The organism is Nitrososphaera sp. (genome assembly GCF_036397675.1).
In the GTDB taxonomy this organism is placed as follows: Archaea; Thermoproteota; Nitrososphaeria; order Nitrososphaerales; family Nitrososphaeraceae; genus Nitrososphaera.
Genome location: NZ_DASWIL010000009.1, coordinates 1 through 21,910, shown reverse-complemented (window position 1 = coordinate 21,910; position 21,910 = coordinate 1). Strand labels below are relative to the sequence as shown.

Below are 21,910 nucleotides of genomic sequence, written 5' to 3'. Positions count from 1 at the left end.
GGGTGAAAAGGCGCCGCCTACGATTATTAAAGCTAACGAGAGGTGGAGATTACTTACTTCACTAGCGCCTTTATGTGGCCCGCGATGACGTCCGCGACCTCTGCCATCGCAGGGTTTGCCTGCAAGTTTTCCTCGTGGTTCCACTTGCCGTAGATCCTGACATGGCCATCGAGCGGGTCCAGCCTTATCTCGCCTTCGTGCAGGAGCACTTCCTTTAGCAATTCTGTGAGGCGCGAGTCATTCTGGAGCCTTTCAGCAACGGCCTCGCAGCCCGTCCACCTCACCGCGACCACGCGCTTTTCGGAGAAGTGGCCCTTTGTTATGGGCTCGCACTTTGCCAGCAACTGCTCGGTGTCAGCCTCTCCCGTCTCGACGATGTAGTGTATCTGGTAATAGCCAAGCGTTCCATATGGTAGCGGTAGTGCGTCCTGCCTCATCTCAGTTCCTCTCCAGCACCTGCACGAGATCAAAGTTCCTGCCCCTGACCCGGATTACGCCCTTATTTGTCACGAACTTGGAGCTGAGGCCGAACTTGTGGCTGTAGTACTCTTGCTTTTCAACCGGATGCGTCCCCTGTGCGACCGCGTCCGCGTCGATGCCGTGGTCGTTCAGGTCTGCTGCCAGCATCTCGTTTGGCGCCATCTTTTTGACTATCACAGGCTCTTCGCCGTGCCCGTGCTCATCGTAGGAATGATCGGAATGTGAGTGCTCCACGACTACAGTAACAAAATCGCTGCCAAATAAATTCTACTGCTGCAATCGACGATGCGGAAGCCGTATCCTACAGAAAGGATCAATGATAGCAACAAAATGCCACATAACGCAGCATCTGATGACATCCGGGGATGACCGTCAGGCATCTTTCGACGCCATTCACTACGTGCGACAAAAAGCAATGATCACTTGCTTCTTCGCAGGTAGCGTTTGACGCCCATGCCTTCAAGCGACCTGGCCTTGTCTATGACTGTTTTTTCCATGCCTTTCTTGAAGCGCTCAACTTCTTTTGCAACTTTGCCGTCGGAAAGGGCAAGGATCTGCGAAGCGAGTATGCCCGCGTTCCTTGCGCCGTTTATCGCGACCGTCGCCACTGGCACGCCGGGCGGCATTTGCGCTATTGAGAGGAGCGAGTCCATGCCGTCGAGGCTCTTTGTCTTTATCGGAACGCCTATTACCGGAAGAGGCGTCAGCGACGCGACCATGCCGGGCAGGTGCGCTGCTCCGCCGGCGCCCGCGATGATGACCTTGATGCCCCTTTTCTTGGCGCCCTGCGCGTAGTGAAACATGCGTCTCGCTGTCCTGTGTGCCGACACGACTGTCACTTCGCATGGTATCCCGAAAGATTCCAGAAACTCGGCCGCCTCTTTCATTACAGGCAGGTCCGAGTCGCTTCCCATGATTACGCCGACTACTGGCTTCATGCGCTCCCACCTATGTTGGAAGGGACCAGCTTTATTGCCTTTCTTGCCTTCTTGGCCCGCAATGTCGCTTCAGAAGCGGTCCTGCCGGTGGCTGTGATGTGGCCCAGCTTGCGCCGGGGCTTGGACAACTGCTTGCCGTATATGTAAAACGTGGCGCCGGGCACATTCATGGCGCTCTTGATCCCTTCAACGGCGTAAGGACCCTCAAAGCCCTCGGGTCCCAAGATGTTTATCATGCAGGCAGGCGACAGGAGCTCTGGCTTTGCAAGGGGCAGGTCTAGAACCGCACGGAGGTGCTGCTCAAACTGCGAGACCGAGCACGCCTCATTTGTGTAATGCCCAGAGTTGTGCACGCGGGGCGCGACCTCGTTTACGAGCACGTCCCCCTTTTTCGTTACGAACATCTCTATCCCAAATATCCCCGCACCATGCAAAACTTTCATGGCCTTTTCTGCCAGTTTTCTTGCCCGGGCCTCTGCCTTGCGGCTTATGCGCGCCGGCGTTACAGTCATGTCCAGTATGCCGTCGTCGTGCACGTTTTCTGCAACTGGAAACGACTCTATCTGACCCGACGGGTTGCGCGCCACCATTATCGAGAGCTCGTGTACGAACGGTACGAACTTTTCAAGCATCATCTCTCGCCCGGCAAAATAACGGTATGCTTTTTCAACGTCGTTTTTTGACTTTATCGTGTAATTCCCGCGCCCATCATACGAGTCCTCCGTAGCCTTCAGGATTGCAGGGTATCCAAACTTTTTACAGAGTTTGCGCAGCTGCTCCTCTGATTCAACAAGCTCAAACTCGGGCACCGCCACGCCGTGCTTTTTCAGAAACGACTTTTGCCTGTACTTGTTCTGGATCGTGCGCAGGGTCTCGGGTGCCGGCCTGACAGGGTAGTTTCGCTCCTCAAGCTGCTTGAGTGCAGTCGAGTTTGCAAGCTCTATTTCGTACGTCAACACGTCGCACTTTTCAGCCAGCCTCATTATTGCCTGCTCGTCCTTGAAATCCGCGACTATCTGCTCGTCGGCTATTTTGGAAGCTGGGCAGCCTTCAGTGGGGTCAAGCACTATTACCTTGAATGACATGCGACATGCCTCGTGAGCCAGCATCTTGCCAAGCTGCCCGCCGCCGATTATCCCTACGCAAACAGGCTGGTCAAGGGCTAGCGAAAAGTCTGCCATCGAACAGGTGGAATCAAAGTCGCGCCGTTAAAAAGTCTTTTTGAGATCGCCCGTCTATTCTTGCCGATTTCTCAAATAGAATATTCTTCCATGCATCTTCTCATAGAGGGAGGCTCTAGTGATATTGACATGATAGGGTCAAAAATGATTCTCGCAATCGCGACTTTGGCTATCGTAGCCTTGGCCGTTGGGGCGATCATCTCCCCAGCATCTCTGGCGTACGCAGACAACAACAACTCCAACAAGAGTAATAATCCGCCGACGACAACCACTGGCGGTAATAACAACAACAATAACAACAACAATAACAACAACAACCCTCCAACGACAGCAAAGAACTAGATCGAGCTAGTCCAATCAACTAGCTCGCCCGCTTTTTAATTCATCGAACGATTGAAATCTTGCAAGCTCTTCCGGCTGATAGGTAGGAAAAATGTAGGCATTCAGCCATCACATTTCATTCCTTTTTTCCTCGGCCGTCTGTAAAGCTGAGATTTAATCATCTCCCGCATGGTTTTTTCAGTCTGCGGTAAATATCTTAAACAAGTCTTTCAACAGATAAGCAGATATGCTCTGGGCACAGTCTCAAGGCCGTTGAGGCTGGTACGCAAGGGCAAGGTCAAGGACATCTACGAGCTTGACGACGGCAACATCCTGTTCCACTTTTCCGACCGCGTCTCGGCCTTCGACGTCAAAATGGCGACGCCAATACCGAGAAAGGGTGAGGTGCTCTGCAGGTTCAGCGAGTTCTGGTTCAACGCGCTTGGCACCCCTCACCACATGTTGAGGATAGAAGACAAGGACAAGATGGTAGTCAAGAAACTGCAGATGATCCCACTTGAGTGCGTGGTCAGGGGCTACTTTTACGGTTCTTTCCAGGAGAGATTCAAGGACCACGTCGGCAAGAGCCTCCCTGCATATTACAAACCTGTTCTCGCCGGTAAGCTGCCCGCGCCGATATTTGATCCCACGACAAAGTCAGAGGAGCATGACGTTCCAATAGACAAGAAGCAGGCAATAGAGAGGGGACTTGTCTCTGAGCAGGACTATGACTACCTTGAAAAAACATCGGTATGGCTCTATGAAAAGATGAGCGAGATTGCAGGCAGAGGAGGCTTCATCATAGCAGACGTCAAATTCGAGTTTGGGCGCGACGCAGACGGCAAGATACTTCTAGGCGATTCCCTGGGCCCCGACGAATATCGCCTCTGGCTAAAGCAAGACTACCAGCCAGGCAAGGTCCAGGAAGCCTATGACAAGCAGCACCTGCGGGATTGGTTGATAAAGACAGGGTTCAAGGCAGAAATCGACAGGCTTGCAAAGGAGGGTAGAAAGCCCGGCCCGCCGGAGGTGGCGCCGGAAATAGTCAGCGAGCTTGCGCGTCGCTACATTTTCGCATACGAAAGGATAGCCGACCGGAAACTATAATCTGCTCAATCCGGCCACCAATGTCTGGGCCTTTTTGCATCGCTGCCGTGCATGTGCGGGCTCGCAGGGGACCAAATGCTGTCCACATCCGCCTGTTTCCAAGTAACATAGAATTGTTACCATTTCTGTCATAGTTGTGCTATAGACATGGGTACGATTTCACCAAGCCTGTTTAATACCCTATGCACCATATCGCAACTACAACTATTATTGCAATTGACAAGCATGACAAAATTAGTTGATACAGGCTTTTTCATGCTTTTACAGAATTGAATTGGAGATGTCAGAGACACTGTTCCAAAAGGAAGTGAAAGTAAGAAGGATAACGACTTTGAGCTCCCAAGCGGCCCGGGGCCTGGGAGACCCGGCAAGGCTCAGGATTCTGGAGGTTCTTGCCCACAAGCCCATGACGGCAGAAGAGATTGCAAAGGCGCTCGCAGGTTCGGGCCTTAAGAAGGCCACGACGACAGTCCGCCACCACCTTGACAGGCTAAAGCGGGCAGGGTTGATAGAAACCGCAAGAATGGTCGAAGTCAGAGGTGCAGTCATGAAGTATTACTCTGCCACTATGAAGGCGTACGGCTGCAACGCTCCGGCAGACCTTGACACAAAGGCCGCCAGAACGATAAGCGACACAAGCGTTAAGATGGCAAAGGTTCTGAATGGCATCTATGGAGACAAAAGGTTCGCGGCGATTGCGGAAAAAGAGGGCAAATGCAAAGAATTCCTCGCCGCCGAAATAATGAACGCGGCACTTGCAAGAGCGATTGAAGTTACTCGACCGTGATGCGGAACAGTCCCTTTGTCACGGGGTTTCTCAGCTCCTCGACCATTTTTCTAGGTATGTCAGAAGAGGCCCTGTCGCACCTTACCGAAAGCGTGCGTGGACAAACGAAGTTCGTCTTGCGTATCACGATGTCATGTGTGTTTTTAAGCGTCAGCCGCTCGTCACCGTTCCCTGTTATCGGGTAAACGTCATTTCCGACGATGATTTCTATCTTGACGCGCGAGTCGTTTTTCATCAGCCTACTCCGAACAGCAGGGTCAAGGTCTGCGCACGCCTTTGTCGCCCTGACTCCAATTATGCAGTCGCCCTCGAGCGTGAGGTGCTCCTCCTTTGTTATCTCGACCGTCCTTGCGTGGAACGACTGGACATTTGGGTGACCGAAGAACGTTATTTCGTCCTGCACGGCAAGTCTGATTGCACAACGCTATTAAAATCAAGCGTGTGGAAAAGCGAGGTAAACTTAAATTAAACGGTGGGGGCAAAGTAGCTCGAATTGTTACCCGCAGCAGCAGGATATGACCGAGCGATTACTGTATTTTCGCCCGACGGCAGGCTTTACCAGGTAGAATACGCTATTGAAACCGTAAGGCGCGGAACCCTTGCAATCGGCGTCAGGTCAAAGGATGGCGTCGTACTTGCGGTAGAAGAAAAAGCAAGAAAGCTCCAGATTTCAAACGTAACCCAGAAGATATTCCAGGTCGACGACCACATCGGCGTCGCTGCGGCAGGCTACATCCCTGACGCAAGGACGCAGGTGGACCATGCCAGGTTCTTTGCGCAAAGCAACAGACTCATCTACGACGAGCCGGTCGACGTCGAGGGTGTTGCCAAGAACATAGCAGACATGGCCCAGCAGTTCACGCAGTACGCGGGCGTGAGGCCGTTTGGCGTTGCTCTCATACTAGCAGGCGTTGACAAGAACGGCTCAAACCTGTATTTGACCGACCCGTCCGGGACGTACATCGGTTACGACGCGGTCGCAATCGGCGCAGGCAGCGATCAGGTAACCGACTTTCTCGAAAAGTCGTTCAAGTCCGAGGTCTCCCTTGACGAAGCCGCAGCCCTTGCAGTCGAAGGCATTTTCATCGTGAGCGAGGACAAGTCTGGCACCAAGAGCCTGAAGATGGCGATAATCGACACCAAGACTCGCGCGATGCGCAAGGTCGAGGACGAAGAGCTCGAAAAATACGCGGCGATGGCCAAGGAACGCTCTAGCAAGAGACAGGCCTGAGTATCAAGGCAAGGTTAATTTAACGACAGCGATTTCTCAGGTACGTTATGGCCAAGATTGGAGCAAAGGCCCCGAACCTCCAGGTTTCGACTTGGGTCCAGGGCAGACCCACCAATATAGACAAGGAGAAGGGCAACGTCGTTGTCGTTGAAGTTTTCCAGGTAAACTGTCCCGGCTGCTTTATGCACGGCGTACCGGAAGCCATTGAAGTATACAACAAGTATCGCGACAAAGGCGTGACGATACTTGGCATGGCGACTGCCTTTGAAGACTATGACAAGAACACGGTCGAGAACCTGCAAAAGCTCCTGACAACGGGAGAGGTCATCGGCGAGACGCACAGGGCGCTCTCACAGTACGGCCAGCTAAAGAACGGCGGCCAGCTGCCGTATAAGATACCATTCCCTGTTGCGATGGATATGCTCAAGAAGGAGACAGGGGAAAAGACTGAAAGTGAGATGAAGGACTTTATCGAGGCAAACGTGCCTGACTTTAAGACCTACAGCGAAAAAGATCGCCAAGTGCTCATTGGAAGGGTCAAGGAATACCTGAAGCATAAAGAGTACTCTGCAAAGACTTTTGAAGAGTATGCTATGCGCGGGACTCCTACATCGCTTGTGATCGACAAGAAGGGCAACCTGCGCCATAACCTCTTTGGCGCAACAGGCTACCTTGAAACCCTCGTGCAAGAGCTCCTCAACGAGTAGGCATGCCACACCTCTGGGTTGCAATACCCGACTCCTCACTTTCAGACGAACAGACCAAGAGAGACAAGAGCATAAAAATTGCGCAGTTTGCCCGGGCCTGCTCCATTTTCAGGGTAAAGCGTATTTACATCTACCACGATCCACTATCACAGTTTGAAAAAGACGACCCAGTACTTCTGCGCACTGTTCTGCGATACCTTGACACGCCGCAGTACCTGCGCAAGGCATTGTATCCAAGGATGGCCCACCTTGAATTTGCAGGGATTCTGCACCCGATAAAGGCGCCTCACCATAAGCCTGCGCAGGACATCAAGACCGTCAAAGCCGGAGATGTGCGCACCGGCGTCATCGCAAAGGTAAAGGGCCAGCTGTTTGTCGAGGCCGGCCTCGGATCGCTCATTCCCTTTGACGGAGAGGGGTTTGACGGCAAGAAAGTGAACGTCAAGTTCACGTCGCCTCACCCCAACCTGCGGGCGATGGAGGCAACAGACTTGGACATATTCGAGTACTGGGGCTACGAGGTCAAGGAAGTGCCGTCGGTAGTAAAACTGGTGAGCAGCGTTGACAACACTACCGTGATTGTCGCCTCGCGCAAAGGGACCTATTACAAGAACACCGAGGCCAAGCTTGCCGAACGCATAAAGGGCTCAGAAAACGTGCTCGTGGTTTTCGGCGCGCCCAGGCACGGCGTGCACGAGATACTCGCAAAGGAGAAAAGTAGCACAAGGCTGGAATTCATGATAAACATGTTTCCGAACCAAGCCACCGAGACGGTGCGGCTAGAAGAGGCGGTGCTTGGTACCCTAGCGATACTTAACAGCTCTCTTTTGTCAAAAAACTAGCTTTTGACACTGCATAATTTATAAAAGGACTGGGCGGACTGATGCACTATCTATGGGTCATCGCAAGTACAGCGCGCCCAGAAGGGGTAGTATCGCCTTCAGGCCAAGAGCGAGAGCCAAGAGCCTCGAAGCAAGGGTGAGGACTTGGCCGCAGATGGTAGGCGAAAAAAGCACACTTTTGGGTTTTGCTGGTTTCAAGGTTGGCAGTATACACGTACTGACGATTGACGACAGGGAAAAGACTCCAAACTTTGGCAAGCAGTTGATGAACGCTGCCACGGTCATCGCAACACCGCCGGTCAAGATAATCGGCGTCCGCGGTTATAGAAAAGACAACTACGGCCAACACGCCATTTTTGACGCCTATGCAAAAGATCTTCCAAAAGAGATGTCAAGGAAGGTCGAGATCAAGCAGGCAGAGGACGCGCTTGCCAAGGCAGGTGCAAAAGTCGGAGGGGCAAGCTCTGTCATGGCTATCGCCTCGATAACGCCGAGCGCAGTCGGCATCCCGCAGAAAAAACCCTTCGTGTTCGAGCTGGCGGTGTCTGGCAAAGACGCCAAGGCGCAGTTTGAATACGTCAAGGGCGTCCTGGGCAAGGAGATCAAGGCAAGCGACATTTTGCAGCTGGGACAGAACGTCGACGTTTTTGGTATAACGAGGGGCAAGGGAATTGAAGGACCAATCACAAGGTTTGGTGTAAAGCGCAAGCAGCACAAGTCAAGAAAGAGCGTGCGCGCGGTAGGAACACTTGGTCCAATATCACCTGCTGTGGTCATGTACACGGTTGCAAGGCAGGGCCAGCGGGGCTTCCACCAGCGCACCGAATACAACAAGCGCATACTGATAATGTCGAACGCCGAGAAGGAAGGCGCGATAAACCCCAAGGGCGGCTTCAAGCACTTTGGAATAGTCAAGGGAGACTACGTCGTTGTGAGGGGCTCGGTCCCAGGCGTTCCAAAACGTTTGGTAAAGATGCGTCACCCGATACGCAACATCCCCAAAAAGGTTGCAGAGCCCAAAGTTCTGGAGGTAATCGTCGAATGAAGGCAACAGTAAGGGGCATAGACGGCAAGGACGCTGGAAGCGTCGAACTCCCGGTCGTCTTTGATACGCCGTATAGGCCCGAGGTAATCCACAAGGTGTACGTGAACGTTGCATCGCACGGCTACCAGAGGCAGGGACGATACCCCGGCGCAGGCGAGAACGTCAGCGCCGAGTCTAGGAACACCGGTCTTGGCATCGCCAGGCTTGCAAGGGCAAGGGGCGAAGGGTTCCCGCGCGCAGGCCAGGCAGCAGGCGTGGCAGGCGTCAGGCACGGCAGGGTCGCGCATCCGCCAGAGTCGTGGAAGAAAATTTACAAGAAGATAAACCAGAAGGAAAAGCAACTCGGGCTGTGTTCCGTGATTGCGGCAACGGCAAGACGCGATCTGGTTGAGGGCCGCGGCCACAAGATCGCCAAAGACGTAAAACTGCCGATAATAGTCTCAAACGACATCGAGTCGATAGTAAAGGCAAAGGACCTGAAAAACGCCTTGGTGACGCTCGGGATTGGCGACGACCTTGCGCGTGCAAGCGTCAAGAAAGTGCGTTCCGGGACTGCGCGCAGGCGCGGAAGAACGGCCCGCACCGGCACAAGCGCTCTAATCGTAGTTGGCGACGAGGCCAAGGTGGTGGGCATCACCTCCCTGCCTGGGATTGCAATCAAGACCGCCAGGGAAATAAGCGTGCTTGACCTTGCGCCGGGCTCAAAACCCGTGAGGCTGACGATATTCTCGCAGAACGCAGTAGCGCAGTTGAAGGAAGTGAAAGCGCCGATGCACAAGATAATGGAGATAGTGAAATGAGCAACGAAATGTCTGCAGAAAAGGCCATGAAGATAATCCTTGCACCCTATGTCACTGAAAAGACATTCAACCAGATAGAGCGTGAGAACAAGCTCTCGTTCATGGTTTCCGAACATGCAAGCAAGCACGAGATCGCAGCAGCAATCCGCATACTCTACGAAATAGAGACGGCAGAGGTCAACACGGCAAGGACGATTCAGGGTAAGAAGGCGTTCGTCACCTTCAAGGCACCGGAAGGCGCGCGCGAGCTTGCGACGAAACTGGGGCTGGTATAAATGACGCTCGCTAGGTTTAAAAATGGAAAACATGTGGAGGACAGAGTGATCTAATGGTACGCGAATTCAAGTTCAAGGGTTACACGCCCGAGCAGTTACAGTCCCTGTCTATTGAAAACGTTCTTCCGCTCCTCAATGCAAGGCAGCGCAGGTCTCTGAACAAACGCGTCGGTACCTACATGAACGACGACAAGAGAAAGCTGCGCGAAAAGATAAAGCTGGCCCGCGAAGGAAAACTCAAGGGGCAGCTCCGGACGCACATACGTGACATGATTATACTTCCAGACATGATCAACCTCACGATAAACGTCCACAACGGCAAAGAGTTTACACCGGTAGCAATCAAGCCAGAAATGGTTGGCCACTACCTAGGAGAATACGCGATAACAAACAAAAGGGTACAGCACGGCGCACCCGGTGTAGGCGCGTCTAGGTCCAGCCTGTACGTCCCGCTGAAGTGATAGTTATGCCACAATACTCATATGCTTTCCAAAACTTTGACAAGGCCCGCCACGTGCGCGCATCTGTCCGCGAGAAGAGCATCTCGCACAAGCATTCGCGCGAAATCGCGCTCGCAATCTCCGGCAAGTCCATAGAGAAGGCCCGCGAATTTCTCGAAAACGTCGTGGCCAAGAAAGAGGCAGTACCGTATAGACGCTACCACAACGAAGTTGCCCACAGGAGCAACATCCGCGACGGCTTTTCTTCCGGCAGGTTCCCGCAAAAGGCGGCAAAGGAATTCCTGAAACTTCTCGACAACTTGGAATCAAACGCAGAATACAAGGGTATGGACCTCGATCGCCTTCGCATTGTCAGCGCAGTAGTTCACAAGGGAACAAAACTAAAGAGGTTCCAGCCAAGGGCGATGGGAAGGTCAAGCCCCAAGTTTGACACCCTTGTCCACGTGGAACTGGTCGCACAGGAGGGCACAGTCAAATGAGCGCTGTCAAGAACGTGATGAAAAACAGCTACCGCAACATGGAGATAAACGAGTTTTTGAGACGCGAGTTGAAGGACGCAGGTTTTGGTGGCGTAGAGATCCAAAAGACGCCGGTCGGCGCAAGGATAACCGTGTACGTGACTAGACCCGGCCTGGTCATAGGCCGCAAGGGGACCGGCATTAAGGACCTAATGGCCAAGCTCGAGCAAAAGTTCGGCCTGCAGAACCCACAGATTTCCGTACTTGAAGTCACGACACCGGAACTAAACCCGGACATCATGTGCAACAGGATTGCGCAGCTCATCGAGCGCGGAACAGCATTCAGGCGCGCCTCGATGTGGACGCTCAACACCATAATGAGCGCGGGCGCACTTGGCGTCGAAGTAGTGATTTCAGGCAAGCTCCGCACAGAGCGCGCACACTTTGAAAAGCACACCGTTGGGGTCGTCCCAAAGAGCGGCGACGTGGCAGGCCACGTAGTCAAGACAGGCATCACGCACGTGCTTACGAAAATGGGCCTGATGGGCATACAGCTGCGCATAGCCACAAAGGCAGAACTCCCGCAGGAGTTCCAGTTTGTGGACGGTACGGCGTCGGCTCCAGCCCCAGATCAGACAGCCGAGGCGCCTGTCGCAGAAGCAACAGCGGCAAAAGAAGTGCCGGCGGGGCCGAAGGAGGAGACAGTCAATGGCACGAATTAAGCTCAAGACATTTCGTGAAATGAACGATACCGACCTTGGCGACAAGCTGTCTGAGATGAAGGCAGACCTTGCAAAGATGAGGTCCGAGCAGTCCAAGGGCACGTTGAAAAAGCACTCTGGCGATCTAAGGTATGTAAGGCGCGACATTGCGCGCGTCATGACTATTCTGAACGAAAGGAAGGCCAAGGCGTCAACATGATGACTGCAGGAAATATTCTGGCGCACGAGCTAATTGGCCTTGGCACAATGGTCGTCGAGTCAACTGATCCTACGCTTGCAGGCATCAGGGGCACAATAGTGTTTGAAACGAAAAACACGATAACTATCAGAACCGGTGGCAAGACAAAGCAGATCGCAAAGGCAGCGGCGAAAAAGATCGAGATTGCAATTCCGACCGGCGCTTGCTTTATAAGTGGTTCGTCTTTGATAGCAAGACCTGAGGACCGCGTGTCGCGATTATAGGTGATAGTATGGTAAGAAATATCGGCGTTTCAGTTGTTGCTCCCCGCAAAGAATGCGCAGACGACCTCTGCCCGTTTCACGGCACTCTCTCTGTAAGGGGCAAGTTGCTACGAGGCACGGTCACCAGCGCCAAGGCCAAGAAGATGGTCGTCGTGTTGAGGGAATACCCGAGGCCCGTTGTGAAATACAAGAGGTACGTCAGGTCCAGGTCAAAGGTCCACGCGTATCTACCAGAATGCGTCGAAACAAAAGAAGGTGACGAGGTAATGATAGCAGAATGCAGACCACTTTCAAAGACAATATCTTTCGTGGTTATAGAGGTGAACACAAAGGATGTCAGCAGGAACTAAGTCCAGGGCAGTTTCGGCCAAGGGCGTAGAGGAATTCCGCCCCTACATCACAAGGGCGTTGCCAGTAACTGCAGAGCTTGTATGCGCTGACAACACGGGCGCAAAGGTGCTGCGCATCGCGCAGGTCACCAGGTACAAGGGCAGGCACTCTCGCCAGCCGGCGGCAGCTGTCGGCGATTTTGTCACGGTGACAGTCAAGAAGGGCCCGGCTGAGCTGCGCAAACAGGTGTTCGGCGCAGTAATCGTCAGGCAGAAATACCCCATCAGGCGCCCGAACGGCACGCGCGTCTCTTTTGAGGATAATGCAGCTGTTCTGGTAACGCCGGAAGGCGAGATAAAGGGCACGGACATCAAGGGCCCTGTCGCAAGCGAGGCGGCAGAAAAGTGGCCAAGGATTGCAAACCTTGCGGGGATGATAGTCTAATGACACAGATTAATCCAAAACTGTTGCACGTTCAAAAGCACCGGCTCGACAAGATGGTGGGCGCGACGCTGTCAGACAGCCTCCGCCAGCAGTACGGCCGCAGGAGCGCCCGCGTCATAAAAGGCGACTCTGTGCGCGTCATGCGCGGCGAATACAAGGGCGTCGAGGGCAAGGTCGACCGCGTCAACGTCAAGTTCGGCACGCTCATCATAGAGGGCATACAGCACGAGAAGGTGAAGGGTGGCCAAGTCAAGGTCCCAATCCACGCTTCAAACGTGATGATAACCAGCGCAAAAACAGACGACAAGCTAAGGTTCGCAGGTAGCGTCCAGAAGGAGCAGCCGGCTGCCGAGCCGCAGGTAGAACCCGCTGCAAAGCCGGAGGAGACCAAAGCCAAAGCCAAAGCCAAGCCGGAGGAGACCAAAGCCAAAGCCAAAGCAAAGCCGGAGGAGACCAAAGCCAAAGCCAAAGCAAAGCCCAAGAAGGCTGCCAAAAAGAAAGTAAAGAAAGCGGCAAAGAAGAAGGGGGCGTCCAAGTAATGGGCAAGAAAGGCGGCGACACACGGGTAAAGAGGCAGATGGCACCGACGTTCTGGGACATCAGGAGGAAGGAGAGCCAGTTCGTCATGCGGGTCAAGCCGGGCCCACACCCAAAGAACAAGTCGTATCCGCTGGGCATGGTGCTGCGCGACGCCATCAAGGTAACAAAGACCGCACGCGAGTCGCAAGTCGTGCTCAACGAGGGCAAGATTAAAGTCGACGGCGTGGTCAGGCGCGACCCCAATCTTGCAGTTGGCCTCATGGACGTGGTCGAGCTTGCAACGGGCCAGGCCTACAGGATGGTTCCAAAGGACTCGGAAGTGTTGGCACCGGTTGCAGTCGAGGACGCTGAAAAGAACGTGAAACTGGCCAAGGTGACAAGCAAGGTCATGACAAAGGGCAAGAAGATCCAGTACGGCTTCCACGACGGCAGGACGCTGATAAGTGACGCAAAACTAAAGGTGGGCGACACGTGCTTAATGCAGCTGCCAGAGTCAAAGATAAAGGATCACATCAAGTTTGAAAAGGGCGCGATCGCGCTCATCATAACCGGCGACAATGCCGGCCGGGTCGGCAAGATAGAGGACATCCGCGACGGAGTGTTCTCACTTCCCAAGAGGGCGCTTGTGACCTTTGAGGACAAGGTGGTCGAGCTGCCAGTCGAGATGGTCATGGTGGTCGGCTCTGACAAGCCAGTGATAAAGGTGAACTAGAAAATGAGCGAGCAAGCCATGGAAAAAAGCATGAAAAGGATTGCAGTGGACAAGGTAGTGATAAACATCGGAGTCGGCAAGTCCGGCGAGCCAATGGAAAAGGCCAAGAAAGCACTGACAGAACTTACAGGCCATCAGCCCACGGAAAGGGGCGCGAAAAAAACAGTGCGCGACTTTGGCATCCACAAGGGAGAGCCGATAGGCGCGATGGTGACGCTGAGGCACGAAGAGGCCATCGAATTCCTGAAGAGGGCCGTCGCAGCCAAGAGGAACGTGCTCAAAGAGTCCTCGTTTGACGACTTTGGCAACTTTTCCCTTGGTGTGCACGAGCACATCGACATCCCCGGCACGAAATACAACCCGGAGATAGGCATTTTCGGTATGGACATAAACGTCGTCCTAGTTAGGCCTGGCTACAGGATAGCGAGGAGGAGCCGCAAGCGCGCCAAGATAGGCAAGAGCCACCGGATAAATAAGCAGGAAGCGATCGAATTTTTCAAGCGGCAGTTCGGAGTGGGGGTAGCGTGATGCCAAAGCCAAGAGATTACGAAACAACAGGAAGAAAGAAACTAGCGCATGGCAGGGGAGTCCGCTGGTGTAAAAGGTGCGGTTCATATAACGGTCTCATCAGAAGTTACAACCTGATGCTTTGTAGGCAGTGCTTCAGGGAAGTGGCAAGCAGCCTAGGGTTCGTAAAGTACGAATAGGTGGATGGTATGCCGGCCCTAAACGTGCTTTCAAACATGTTCACGACGATATACAACAACGAGACTAGGAGAAAGAGGGAGTGCATAATCCTGCCCGCGTCCAAGTTCTCAAGCGAGGTGCTGCGCGTGATGCAAAAGCACCGATACATTGGCGAATTTGAACAGATCGACGACGGAAGGGCGGGCAAATTCCACGTCCAGCTTTTGGCGAAGATAAACAAGTGCGGCATAATCACGCCCCGCTTCTCGGTAAAAAAGGACGCGTACTTTGACTGGGAGCGACAGTTCCTGCCCGCATACAACATGGGCATACTGCTCGTGTCCACCAGCAAGGGCATACTGTCTCACCACGAGGCGCAGTCGCAGGGTCTGGGAGGAGTTCTAGTTGGCTACGTCTACTGAGCAAGAAATAATGGCAGAGGTAAAGATCCCGTCAGGCGTCAAGCTTACAAAGGAAGGGTCGTCCATAGTCGCCAAAGGCAAGCTCGGGACGGTTAAGAAAGACTTTCTCAGGATCCCGGTGACAATCACCATCGAAGGCGACAAGGCCACGATAAAGCCGTACGGCAAGAGAAAGCGAGACCTTGCAGTGACCAACACGGTGCGGAGCGTCATTCAGAGCATGGTAAAAGGCGTCGAGAAAGGTTTCACTTACAAAGTCAAGATAATCTTTGCCCACTTTCCGATATCTGTCAAGGTAAAGGGCAAAGAAATCCACGTGGAGAACTTTTTCGGCGAGAGGTCTGCCCGCGTGGCCCGGATACAGGGCGACGCCACCAAGGTCGAAGTCCAGGGCGAAGACGTTCTGATAAAGGGCCCGAGTCTGGACGACGTCTCGCAGACTGCTGCCAATATTGAGCAGTCCACCCGAATAAAGGACAAGGACCAGCGCGTCTTCTTGGACGGGCTGTACATCTACACACGCGAAGAGGGCATGTAAGGCCCACCTCAATTTTCTCGATTATTTGAGTCCAAAGTCGCATGACGCCTGTTCCAAACATTTATTCTGTCTAAACTGCTTGGCAGAACGCTCAGCCATAGCTAGTTTAAGAAAAAATCACGAGGGGGCCGTTTAGCCGCCCCGATGGCTTCTGCCGTTTGTGATGCTCGCTTCCACTGTGGCTTTGAGAACTTCCGGGCCCGTAGATTTTTGTTGAATAATGTGCATGAATAATGTTTATGCTATTTGTAGAGTAACAAATCATCTTTAATGGAACCTAATGGTCGTTACCAGTCTCCTTAACTATAAAAGAAAAAAGAGGATCGTTTAGCCTTCTTTTACGTCTTTGGCAGGAAGCTGAATTTGCTGTATACTCCTGTGGCTACGATGATCCCGACGATTGCAGCTGCAAGTACGACCGCCGTGAGTGCGCCGAACTCTGGTACCACGAATGTACCGATTAAGTTAATCTGCCTTGCATCCTCACTAAAGTTGATTGAAAGGGTTCTCGCCGTGGCACCATTGTCGTCCGTTACGTCTGAGTCTTCGCCGTCAACCGTGACTATGAAGGGCGAGTCGTTTTGGCCGTCCTTTGAATCTGCAACATCTCTAGGGAGCCGAATTGTCAGCTTGCCATCTGATTCTGCAGTGATCATTGCAGTTATTGTGGAATTTTCTTGGTCAACGGTCAGCTCGTCCAAAGTGCCGCCACTAATTGTGTACTGGATGTCATGCTCCTCATCGCCAATTGTCAGCGTCGCAGTCTGCCATTCTTCACCTGCAACTGGAATTATTGAAGCGCTGACGATGTCAATCAGTTTGCTTTCCGCAAGGAATGGGATAGTCAGCGTTCGCACGTCTTCTCCAAAGTTGTCGTCCGCGACCTCTGAAATCTCGTCAACAAAGACAATATAGTCCAGATCTTGGCCATTTGCTACGGAATCCATAATTTCTCGGGGAAGCTGGATTGTCAGCTCGCCATCCTGTTCAGCGGTGATGGCTGCAGTGATCATTTGAGTTTCCACGTCGCCGGTCAGTTCATCCAGAGTGCCGCCAGTGATCATGTACTGGATTTCATGCTCGTCGTCACCGAATGCCAACATTGCAGTCTGCCATTCTCCATCGGTAGAAGGTGGCAATTCGGATTCGCATGATACCTGTCCTCGAATCTCGCCATTGGGGTTCGCCTCCGTGTGGATGTTGATGTACATTTCTTCGCCAAGAAGGAAAGATTCCTGCTCGAGAGTCAATACCGCTGACCCAGCCATTGGCGAAGACAGGCCAGAGGCGTCGCCAATATTCACCTGCACTCCAGCATTAGCTCCTAAAGCTGCAGGCCCATGGAAATGCGCTGCAGTCGCAGGCCCCGAAAGTCCGGAAAATTCTATTTCCCAGGACAGCTCGTTAGTTTCTGAATCAAACGACAAAGATGCCGATCCTATACCCCCAGTGTCAACAGTAGGCACTTCTCGAGAGCCATCCAGGGTTGTCATGCATGTGAAAGTCTCTGCGTATGCAGGTCTTGCACTGCTTGAAACGACTCCAGCCAGGAAGACCAGCCCTAACACTATTGCCAGCAGCCTAACTTGCATATTCAATAGCTCTTTTGTTTGGATTAAATAGTTATCAGCTATCCTTCTATAAGAAGATTCTATCATTTAATTTCAATATGACCCGGCCGTATCATAACATTCAATTGAAAGTCAGTGCTCCACAGTCAAGAAGCAGTAGCCGGCTAAGAGTAGGTCGCACCCCATATTTCTAACGATGTAGTCCCTCTGGGCCCGGTTTTCATTCACATCAAAAAAAAGCGGGTAGGGTCCACACCCTGCGTAAGTTTGAGCTCCTTTGGGCCCGGTCACGCTCTCACCACCTGTAATCCGAAAAGCTGACGTTGTTTTGTCAATTCTATTTTAGCCAATACATTTATTTTGTGCTTGAAAATTGCGTATCATTGCGCCGCTGTAGCTCAGCATGGTAGAGCAAATTCAAAGCGCAATATTGTGCTTCGGAGCTTAACTGGCTGTTAACCAGTGGGTCACCAGTTCGAGTCTGGTCAGCGGCGCCATGTATTTTCCATACGATAGCGTATGGCTAAATATCAATACTATACGCTTTAATACGACCTTTCCCTTAAGGCAGGCATGGTTGGCGACAAGACCATCATGGACTTTTGCGATAACCTCGCAGTCCAGAATGAAGGAACCGCCAAGACGGTAAAGTATTTCCTGCAGGACCTGGAGGGCTTTTCGACTTCAGAGCTGCAACTGACGCCTACCGAGCTCATCAAGCGAATTAAGGAAGGAACCGCAACTGACGACCCCAAAGAGGAGCAAGTCTATAGGGTCCTGCAAAAGTACGCTGCCTGGCTGAAAATTGAGAGATACGACACGGAGCAGAACAACGCCCGCAACCTGAGCAAAAAACTGTCCTGGGCGCGCACGCTTTTTGAAAGCAAATTCATCCCGATATCCCGCACGCTCTACAAGCAGCTTGTCAAGTTCCCAAAGCCTGAAGAACCCTACCTGACGCCTGTCGACAAGAAAATAGTGCGCGACGTCATTATAGGGCTTGACGATCCAAGGCTGCAGTCTCTCGGTATGTGGTGCGCGTCTATGGGCTGGCGCGCTACCGAATCGCTGTCTGTTCGTAACCTGAACCTGGAGGGGCTTAACCTGCATACCCTACGGTTTGACAGCCTGCCGGCTTTTGTCAACATGAGCGGCAAGACCGCCAAGACAAAGAAAGGGAAGCGCCGCCAGCTCACGACGGAGATGACCCGGCAGATAGAGCGGCTTTTGGCATGGAAATATCGCGAGCGCACGATATCTCGCAAAGAGAACGGCAAGTGGATTCATGTCAAAGTCAAGCCCGAACCCAAGCCCGACGACCGAGTTTTTACGCCACTTCTAGCTGACGGAAATTCGGCCCTTATCAAAGGCAAAGAGACAAAGTTAAGAAATGCCTACCGAAACACCGCCGTAACGTTTGCAAACGCAATAGACCGGCTAGGTATCGGCTATGAGGAAAACGGCAAGAGGCGCAAGGTCACGCTCCACACGCTTCGCAGATTTTGCTTTACGACCTGCACGCGCATAAGCGGCGAGTCCTATGCCAAGTACCATATAGGCCGGCGCATCCACGAGTACGACAAGCGCACACCGGAGCAGATTGCAGAGGACTTTGCAACGGTCGAGCCTTTTCTGACCATACTCGACAGCTCGGCGCTCGAAGTATCGACAAAGAACTTGGAGGTCAGGCTAAAGGAGTCTCAGGAGGCCCAGAGCAAGAACCAAACTACGATAGAGGAAATGATAGCCAAGCAGGCCGCAGAACACAAGAAGGAAATGGACGCCCTGAGAGCACAGATGCTAGCCTACGCCAGGGGCGAGATAGAAATGGTCCAAGAAGAACCGAAGCCGCTTGTCAAGGCGGGAAAGAAGAAAAGGAAAGACTAACGTTTCTTCCCCTTACCCCTTTCTCCCTTTTTGGAAGAACGCGAGCTTAAGATGATAGGATATTTCAGGCCGCGGCCGGCTGGTATGCCAAGCTCCAACAAATTAACCCTCATGAGCGAGAGGGCAATGTGATCTTTTGAGACCGTTCGCTTTACAAGGAACTCTAGAAAATCGGTTTCAAGCTGCACATATCTCTGATGTAATTTCATAAGTTGAGCCGCTGCCCCCGAGTCCGACGGACAGTGTGACCACCAAAGAGCGACGCTCCAGCGAGCCGGGAGAAGTACCTGCAAAATTGCAGAAAGGAAAGACAGCCGGTTACCGCGTGGAATGTCATCATAGGATTTCTTTACGTATTCCATGTTCCTTTCCAAGATATAACAGATTTCAGCAAAAGGTTTGATGGCTCCCATTTCGAATTCCTCGAGAGGCCTGAGCATGTACCTCACCTCTGGGAATGTACCTCCGCGCGGAATTTCCTCTCGCGAGATTTCACCTTCTTTGACCATGTCCCTAAGTATACGGGTAATTCTTGGCTTTCCAATTTTGAGATTCTTGGTTCCTTCGTAAATTCCCGTAAAGTTGATGCCGTCGGGTTCGTTAGTCAGCATGGACAAGATTGTTTTTCTGACATCAATTTCTGATGTTTTCAATCCAGTTTCAAAACGAAACCGCTTCATAAATACTGTTAGGACTATAACATACATTGTCGTGTCGAAGCCGCTAGTAACAATCTCGCTTTCAGCCGAGGTTTTGCGGGCTATAGATGATGCAAGGGGCCTTGCGAAGAGGTCCACCTACATCGAAGCGGCGTTGCGAAAGTCACTGAAGGTTAAAGAGGTAGCGGCGTAGTGTCGTCGCTTTCGCTCGATTACGTTATAAAATGCTTGACGACTTGCGACGAATGCACCGGCATGTATGTTGAACGGTCGTCTGGCAAGCGCCTGCCATGTCGATGCGCCTGCCATGATGACGAAAAAAGCCACGAGGGGGCCGCGCCCGCCAAAGCTAGGCCCAGTCGAGGCAGAACGGAGGTAAAAGAGCTACGGCCCGGCTAGATTTAAGCATTAATTTTAGGCCGGTATGCCTATACTGCGAAACGCCGGTCAAGCTGTGGCCCTTTTCGCCGTTCGCACCGTGTCCAAAATGCAAACAATGGCGACAAGTCGTCTTTATCGAGACTGAAAAGGAAACGGCGACCATTGGCGAGTATATCATAAACTACTTCATCGACTTGCAAAAAAAGGAATGTGTCGTTCAGGGTAGCGGCGGAGATTACAGATTCCCGTTGCCAAAGCGCAAAGACGGGTACGCGCTTGAGCAGATGCTTTACGCGGCTACTCTGGAGTACAACTTGGATTATGTCAGCGAAGAACACGTTAAATTGCTCGTGGAAAATGCCGTCGATTCATACTGGTACGCCATGAGAGACAGACGGAGTAAGGCGGAGGCGGCGCAAGCATGACGGGCGACGTTCTAGACGCTATGGCCAACAAGTTAAACGCGGAGGCAGACGCCGCAAAGCGCCAGGCCAGGGCCCGCAAGAATCAGATGATTCTCGATACTGCGACGGCCATAATGGAAAAGCACACGCTTGCGACCATGAGAGACACAAACGAGATATACGTCAAACGAGGTGGCAAGTTTTGGCCGGCGCTCTCACTGGTACGAGAGGAAACGGAATCAATGCTAGGCAAGAACGCAAGCCCTAGCGTTAAGGCGGCCGTCACGTCGCACGTGCAGGACTTGACCCGCGTCGACCGTGAGGCGTTCGATGCAGACTTGGACGTGATAAATTTCCCTAACGGGATATACCGCATGAGCTCGATGCAGTTTGAACCTCACCCGGCCGATTTTCTCTCACTGAAGCAGCACCCGTTTGACTATGACGCAGACGCCCAAGCTGCGCGGTTTGACCAATTCCTGGATGAAGTCCTTTACCCCGAGGAAAAGGAGCCTATGTTAGACGCGCTAGCCTATACCTTCTACCGTGAGCACGTCGCAGACGTGATTAACCTGCTGGTAGGTTTGGGAGCGAACGGCAAAACGGTAATCCTGACAGTGGCCGAGGCGCTGCATGGCCCCGACCTGACAAGCCACGAATCCCTAAAGAGTATCATGGATAGCCGCTTTGCAAAAGCCAACCTGGAGGGGAAAAATATCAACGTCGCAACCGAAACTGCAAAGATAACATACTCTGACACGGCCACGCTTAAGGAAATCACCGCAAACACCGAGCAGAAGGTAGAGCGCAAGGGCATACAGGGTTACAACGCTCGCTTGTGGGCGAAGATATGGAGCGCGACTAATGTATTCCCTGACTTTGACGACGACAGTGACGGCATGACCAGGCGCTTGAACATCTTTGATTTTCCTAACCGATTCGAGGGCGAAGCGGAAGATCCAGACTTGGCGGCAAAGCTGACGACGCCGGAAAGCCTAGCAGGTATATTCAACATGCTGGCCCCCCGCATTGCGAGGATTGCAGAGACAAAGCGCCTTATCATGGCGCAAAAGTCGATAGAGGAGCGGCGCCGCGCCGCCAAGCTGGCAAAGAATCCAGTGGATGCTTTTGATGGCGACTGCTTGCGAGAGCCTACAAGCGAGGAACGGACTGCAGGTACTGACCACGAACTGAAAGACACCGTGTTTAAGGTGTTTGAATTTTGGTGCACAGCAAACAAGGTTATCAAGAAATCGCCGGACGCGTTCGGGCGGGCCATGAAGAACGAACTAGGCAAGCGTGACGCTCGAAAGGTGCTTAATCCTGGCGAAAAACCGCGCTGGATATGGCAAGGCGTGAAATTAACGGACTTTGCCAGGCTCTATCTAGGCCAGACGACCATAACCGAGCAGGGCTAGCCACCCTCACCCCTTCTTATGCAGGCTTTGCACCCTTTTTTGATTTTTCACATTAGGATTAAGAATGTATTACGTTCAAAAAAGCGATTTCTGGCGGCAA

Annotated in this window: 32 protein-coding genes and 1 tRNA gene; 26 read left to right on the top strand and 7 right to left on the bottom strand. The window is 52.6% G+C overall.

Going from position 1 to position 21,910, the window contains the following annotated elements; genetic code table 11:
* Positions 1 to 53: 53 nt before the first annotated feature.
* The 4 genes from VGA14_RS01415 to purK all read right to left on the bottom strand — a co-directional run bounded on the left by VGA14_RS01415 (position 54) and on the right by purK (position 2,599).
* Positions 54 to 437 (bottom strand): hypothetical protein, encoded by a 384-nt coding sequence (locus tag VGA14_RS01415; RefSeq protein WP_331001955.1) that lies wholly within the window; start codon positions 435 to 437, stop codon positions 54 to 56.
* Between the two features lies 1 nt (position 438).
* Positions 439 to 714 (bottom strand): hypothetical protein, encoded by a 276-nt coding sequence (locus VGA14_RS01410; protein WP_331001954.1) that lies wholly within the window; start codon positions 712 to 714, stop codon positions 439 to 441.
* Positions 715 to 899: 185 nt separating this feature from the next.
* Entirely contained in the window at positions 900 to 1,418 is a 519-nt protein-coding gene (gene purE / locus VGA14_RS01405; RefSeq protein ID WP_331001953.1) for a 5-(carboxyamino)imidazole ribonucleotide mutase, read from the bottom strand.
* On the bottom strand, positions 1,415 to 2,599 hold the full coding sequence (gene purK / locus VGA14_RS01400; RefSeq protein WP_331001952.1) for a 5-(carboxyamino)imidazole ribonucleotide synthase: 1,185 nt from the start codon (positions 2,597 to 2,599) through the stop codon (positions 1,415 to 1,417). Before purK ends, purE begins: the two co-directional genes overlap by 4 nt.
* 60 nt (positions 2,600 to 2,659) lie before the next feature.
* Here purK and VGA14_RS01395 point away from each other — a divergent pair, with 60 nt between their 5' ends.
* The 3 genes from VGA14_RS01395 to VGA14_RS01385 all read left to right on the top strand — a co-directional run bounded on the left by VGA14_RS01395 (position 2,660) and on the right by VGA14_RS01385 (position 4,814).
* Complete coding sequence (locus tag VGA14_RS01395; protein ID WP_331001951.1) at positions 2,660 to 2,941, top strand: hypothetical protein; 282 nt, start codon at positions 2,660 to 2,662, stop codon at positions 2,939 to 2,941.
* A gap of 252 nt (positions 2,942 to 3,193) precedes the next feature.
* The gene (purC, locus tag VGA14_RS01390; RefSeq protein ID WP_331001950.1) at positions 3,194 to 4,027 is read left to right on the top strand and encodes a phosphoribosylaminoimidazolesuccinocarboxamide synthase; all 834 of its coding nucleotides are present in this window, start codon (positions 3,194 to 3,196) and stop codon (positions 4,025 to 4,027) included.
* 280 nt (positions 4,028 to 4,307) lie between these two features.
* Entirely contained in the window at positions 4,308 to 4,814 is a 507-nt protein-coding gene (locus VGA14_RS01385; RefSeq protein WP_331001949.1) for a winged helix-turn-helix domain-containing protein, read from the top strand.
* Here VGA14_RS01385 and VGA14_RS01380 read toward each other — a convergent pair.
* Positions 4,801 to 5,217, bottom strand: coding sequence for a DUF371 domain-containing protein (locus VGA14_RS01380; RefSeq protein ID WP_331001948.1), 417 nt, complete (start codon positions 5,215 to 5,217; stop codon positions 4,801 to 4,803). The genes VGA14_RS01385 and VGA14_RS01380 overlap by 14 nt on opposite strands.
* A gap of 90 nt (positions 5,218 to 5,307) precedes the next feature.
* On the opposite strand from VGA14_RS01380, the gene psmA reads away from it, so the two are divergent.
* From psmA to VGA14_RS01285, 19 genes are read left to right on the top strand one after another with little or no spacing between them, the layout of a single operon-like run.
* Entirely contained in the window at positions 5,308 to 6,045 is a 738-nt protein-coding gene (psmA, locus tag VGA14_RS01375; protein WP_331001947.1) for an archaeal proteasome endopeptidase complex subunit alpha, read from the top strand.
* A gap of 47 nt (positions 6,046 to 6,092) precedes the next feature.
* Entirely contained in the window at positions 6,093 to 6,752 is a 660-nt protein-coding gene (locus VGA14_RS01370) for a peroxiredoxin family protein (protein ID WP_331001946.1), read from the top strand.
* 2 nt (positions 6,753 to 6,754) lie between these two features.
* On the top strand, positions 6,755 to 7,594 hold the full coding sequence (locus tag VGA14_RS01365; protein ID WP_331001945.1) for a putative RNA uridine N3 methyltransferase: 840 nt from the start codon (positions 6,755 to 6,757) through the stop codon (positions 7,592 to 7,594).
* Positions 7,595 to 7,646: 52 nt separating this feature from the next.
* Positions 7,647 to 8,639 carry a 50S ribosomal protein L3 gene (locus VGA14_RS01360; protein WP_331001944.1) on the top strand — a complete coding sequence of 331 codons (993 nt, stop codon included), beginning with the start codon at positions 7,647 to 7,649 and terminating at the stop codon, positions 8,637 to 8,639.
* Entirely contained in the window at positions 8,636 to 9,439 is an 804-nt protein-coding gene (rplD, locus tag VGA14_RS01355) for a 50S ribosomal protein L4 (protein ID WP_331001943.1), read from the top strand. The genes VGA14_RS01360 and rplD overlap by 4 nt, the downstream gene beginning before the upstream one ends.
* Positions 9,436 to 9,714, top strand: coding sequence for a 50S ribosomal protein L23 (locus VGA14_RS01350; protein ID WP_331001942.1), 279 nt, complete (start codon positions 9,436 to 9,438; stop codon positions 9,712 to 9,714). The genes rplD and VGA14_RS01350 overlap by 4 nt, the downstream gene beginning before the upstream one ends.
* 53 nt (positions 9,715 to 9,767) lie before the next feature.
* Positions 9,768 to 10,175, top strand: a complete 408-nt coding sequence (locus tag VGA14_RS01345; RefSeq protein ID WP_331001941.1) for a 30S ribosomal protein S19 — start codon at positions 9,768 to 9,770, stop codon at positions 10,173 to 10,175.
* 5 nt (positions 10,176 to 10,180) lie between these two features.
* Entirely contained in the window at positions 10,181 to 10,654 is a 474-nt protein-coding gene (locus VGA14_RS01340; RefSeq protein ID WP_331001940.1) for a 50S ribosomal protein L22, read from the top strand.
* Positions 10,651 to 11,355, top strand: a complete 705-nt coding sequence (locus VGA14_RS01335; RefSeq protein WP_331001939.1) for a 30S ribosomal protein S3 — start codon at positions 10,651 to 10,653, stop codon at positions 11,353 to 11,355. Before VGA14_RS01340 ends, VGA14_RS01335 begins: the two co-directional genes overlap by 4 nt.
* On the top strand, positions 11,342 to 11,554 hold the full coding sequence (gene rpmC, locus VGA14_RS01330; protein WP_331001938.1) for a 50S ribosomal protein L29: 213 nt from the start codon (positions 11,342 to 11,344) through the stop codon (positions 11,552 to 11,554). Before VGA14_RS01335 ends, rpmC begins: the two co-directional genes overlap by 14 nt.
* Positions 11,551 to 11,817: a ribonuclease P protein component 1 gene (locus tag VGA14_RS01325; protein WP_331001937.1), complete on the top strand. Its 267-nt coding sequence runs from the start codon at positions 11,551 to 11,553 to the stop codon at positions 11,815 to 11,817. Before rpmC ends, VGA14_RS01325 begins: the two co-directional genes overlap by 4 nt.
* 8 nt (positions 11,818 to 11,825) lie before the next feature.
* The gene (locus tag VGA14_RS01320; RefSeq protein ID WP_331001936.1) at positions 11,826 to 12,167 is read left to right on the top strand and encodes a 30S ribosomal protein S17; all 342 of its coding nucleotides are present in this window, start codon (positions 11,826 to 11,828) and stop codon (positions 12,165 to 12,167) included.
* A complete protein-coding gene (locus VGA14_RS01315; RefSeq protein WP_331001935.1) occupies positions 12,151 to 12,591 on the top strand; it encodes a 50S ribosomal protein L14 in 441 nt (146 codons plus the stop codon). Before VGA14_RS01320 ends, VGA14_RS01315 begins: the two co-directional genes overlap by 17 nt.
* Entirely contained in the window at positions 12,591 to 13,130 is a 540-nt protein-coding gene (gene rplX / locus VGA14_RS01310; RefSeq protein ID WP_331001934.1) for a 50S ribosomal protein L24, read from the top strand. Before VGA14_RS01315 ends, rplX begins: the two co-directional genes overlap by 1 nt.
* Positions 13,130 to 13,843: a 30S ribosomal protein S4e gene (locus tag VGA14_RS01305; RefSeq protein ID WP_331001933.1), complete on the top strand. Its 714-nt coding sequence runs from the start codon at positions 13,130 to 13,132 to the stop codon at positions 13,841 to 13,843. Before rplX ends, VGA14_RS01305 begins: the two co-directional genes overlap by 1 nt.
* A 3-nt stretch (positions 13,844 to 13,846) precedes the next feature.
* Positions 13,847 to 14,371: a 50S ribosomal protein L5 gene (locus VGA14_RS01300; protein ID WP_331001932.1), complete on the top strand. Its 525-nt coding sequence runs from the start codon at positions 13,847 to 13,849 to the stop codon at positions 14,369 to 14,371.
* Entirely contained in the window at positions 14,371 to 14,550 is a 180-nt protein-coding gene (locus tag VGA14_RS01295) for a 30S ribosomal protein S14 (protein WP_331001931.1), read from the top strand. Before VGA14_RS01300 ends, VGA14_RS01295 begins: the two co-directional genes overlap by 1 nt.
* Before the next feature lie 9 nt (positions 14,551 to 14,559).
* A complete protein-coding gene (locus VGA14_RS01290) occupies positions 14,560 to 14,952 on the top strand; it encodes a 30S ribosomal protein S8 (protein WP_331001930.1) in 393 nt (130 codons plus the stop codon).
* Positions 14,936 to 15,490, top strand: coding sequence for a 50S ribosomal protein L6 (locus VGA14_RS01285; RefSeq protein ID WP_331001929.1), 555 nt, complete (start codon positions 14,936 to 14,938; stop codon positions 15,488 to 15,490). The genes VGA14_RS01290 and VGA14_RS01285 overlap by 17 nt, the downstream gene beginning before the upstream one ends.
* A gap of 338 nt (positions 15,491 to 15,828) precedes the next feature.
* Here the strand turns inward: VGA14_RS01285 and VGA14_RS01280 are convergent, their stop codons facing one another.
* Positions 15,829 to 17,148, bottom strand: coding sequence for a CHRD domain-containing protein (locus VGA14_RS01280; RefSeq protein WP_331001928.1), 1,320 nt, complete (start codon positions 17,146 to 17,148; stop codon positions 15,829 to 15,831).
* 300 nt (positions 17,149 to 17,448) lie between these two features.
* Between VGA14_RS01280 and VGA14_RS01275 the strand changes: the two genes are divergently transcribed.
* Together VGA14_RS01275 and VGA14_RS01270 are read left to right on the top strand one after the other, a co-directional pair.
* Positions 17,449 to 17,558, top strand: a tRNA-Asn gene (locus VGA14_RS01275).
* Between the two features lie 76 nt (positions 17,559 to 17,634).
* On the top strand, positions 17,635 to 18,948 hold the full coding sequence (locus VGA14_RS01270) for a hypothetical protein (RefSeq protein ID WP_331001927.1): 1,314 nt from the start codon (positions 17,635 to 17,637) through the stop codon (positions 18,946 to 18,948).
* Here the strand turns inward: VGA14_RS01270 and VGA14_RS01265 are convergent.
* Positions 18,945 to 19,745, bottom strand: a complete 801-nt coding sequence (locus tag VGA14_RS01265; protein WP_331001926.1) for a hypothetical protein — start codon at positions 19,743 to 19,745, stop codon at positions 18,945 to 18,947. The genes VGA14_RS01270 and VGA14_RS01265 overlap by 4 nt on opposite strands.
* 491 nt (positions 19,746 to 20,236) lie before the next feature.
* Between VGA14_RS01265 and VGA14_RS01260 the strand changes: the two genes are divergently transcribed.
* Both VGA14_RS01260 and VGA14_RS01255 read left to right on the top strand, forming a co-directional pair.
* Positions 20,237 to 20,413: a hypothetical protein gene (locus tag VGA14_RS01260; protein WP_331001925.1), complete on the top strand. Its 177-nt coding sequence runs from the start codon at positions 20,237 to 20,239 to the stop codon at positions 20,411 to 20,413.
* Entirely contained in the window at positions 20,410 to 21,810 is a 1,401-nt protein-coding gene (locus tag VGA14_RS01255) for a phage/plasmid primase, P4 family (RefSeq protein ID WP_331001924.1), read from the top strand. The genes VGA14_RS01260 and VGA14_RS01255 overlap by 4 nt, the downstream gene beginning before the upstream one ends.
* Positions 21,811 to 21,910: the final 100 nt, after the last annotated feature.

What these genes read in the sequence shown, in the direction of transcription:
- VGA14_RS01415 (WP_331001955.1), bottom strand. Translation starts at nt 437, where the DNA reads ATGAGGCAGGACGCACTACCGCTACCATATGGAACGCTTGGCTATTAC.
- purE (WP_331001953.1), bottom strand. Translation starts at nt 1,418, where the DNA reads ATGAAGCCAGTAGTCGGCGTAATCATGGGAAGCGACTCGGACCTGCCT.
- purK (WP_331001952.1), bottom strand. Translation starts at nt 2,599, where the DNA reads ATGGCAGACTTTTCGCTAGCCCTTGACCAGCCTGTTTGCGTAGGGATA.
- VGA14_RS01385 (WP_331001949.1), top strand. Translation starts at nt 4,308, where the DNA reads ATGTCAGAGACACTGTTCCAAAAGGAAGTGAAAGTAAGAAGGATAACG.
- VGA14_RS01370 (WP_331001946.1), top strand. Translation starts at nt 6,093, where the DNA reads ATGGCCAAGATTGGAGCAAAGGCCCCGAACCTCCAGGTTTCGACTTGG.
- VGA14_RS01365 (WP_331001945.1), top strand. Translation starts at nt 6,755, where the DNA reads ATGCCACACCTCTGGGTTGCAATACCCGACTCCTCACTTTCAGACGAA.
- VGA14_RS01360 (WP_331001944.1), top strand. Translation starts at nt 7,647, where the DNA reads ATGGGTCATCGCAAGTACAGCGCGCCCAGAAGGGGTAGTATCGCCTTC.
- rplD (WP_331001943.1), top strand. Translation starts at nt 8,636, where the DNA reads ATGAAGGCAACAGTAAGGGGCATAGACGGCAAGGACGCTGGAAGCGTC.
- VGA14_RS01350 (WP_331001942.1), top strand. Translation starts at nt 9,436, where the DNA reads ATGAGCAACGAAATGTCTGCAGAAAAGGCCATGAAGATAATCCTTGCA.
- VGA14_RS01345 (WP_331001941.1), top strand. Translation starts at nt 9,768, where the DNA reads ATGGTACGCGAATTCAAGTTCAAGGGTTACACGCCCGAGCAGTTACAG.
- VGA14_RS01340 (WP_331001940.1), top strand. Translation starts at nt 10,181, where the DNA reads ATGCCACAATACTCATATGCTTTCCAAAACTTTGACAAGGCCCGCCAC.
- VGA14_RS01335 (WP_331001939.1), top strand. Translation starts at nt 10,651, where the DNA reads ATGAGCGCTGTCAAGAACGTGATGAAAAACAGCTACCGCAACATGGAG.
- rpmC (WP_331001938.1), top strand. Translation starts at nt 11,342, where the DNA reads ATGGCACGAATTAAGCTCAAGACATTTCGTGAAATGAACGATACCGAC.
- VGA14_RS01325 (WP_331001937.1), top strand. Translation starts at nt 11,551, where the DNA reads ATGATGACTGCAGGAAATATTCTGGCGCACGAGCTAATTGGCCTTGGC.
- VGA14_RS01320 (WP_331001936.1), top strand. Translation starts at nt 11,826, where the DNA reads ATGGTAAGAAATATCGGCGTTTCAGTTGTTGCTCCCCGCAAAGAATGC.
- VGA14_RS01315 (WP_331001935.1), top strand. Translation starts at nt 12,151, where the DNA reads ATGTCAGCAGGAACTAAGTCCAGGGCAGTTTCGGCCAAGGGCGTAGAG.
- rplX (WP_331001934.1), top strand. Translation starts at nt 12,591, where the DNA reads ATGACACAGATTAATCCAAAACTGTTGCACGTTCAAAAGCACCGGCTC.
- VGA14_RS01305 (WP_331001933.1), top strand. Translation starts at nt 13,130, where the DNA reads ATGGGCAAGAAAGGCGGCGACACACGGGTAAAGAGGCAGATGGCACCG.
- VGA14_RS01300 (WP_331001932.1), top strand. Translation starts at nt 13,847, where the DNA reads ATGAGCGAGCAAGCCATGGAAAAAAGCATGAAAAGGATTGCAGTGGAC.
- VGA14_RS01295 (WP_331001931.1), top strand. Translation starts at nt 14,371, where the DNA reads ATGCCAAAGCCAAGAGATTACGAAACAACAGGAAGAAAGAAACTAGCG.
- VGA14_RS01290 (WP_331001930.1), top strand. Translation starts at nt 14,560, where the DNA reads ATGCCGGCCCTAAACGTGCTTTCAAACATGTTCACGACGATATACAAC.
- VGA14_RS01280 (WP_331001928.1), bottom strand. Translation starts at nt 17,148, where the DNA reads ATGATAGAATCTTCTTATAGAAGGATAGCTGATAACTATTTAATCCAA.
- VGA14_RS01270 (WP_331001927.1), top strand. Translation starts at nt 17,635, where the DNA reads ATGGTTGGCGACAAGACCATCATGGACTTTTGCGATAACCTCGCAGTC.
- VGA14_RS01255 (WP_331001924.1), top strand. Translation starts at nt 20,410, where the DNA reads ATGACGGGCGACGTTCTAGACGCTATGGCCAACAAGTTAAACGCGGAG.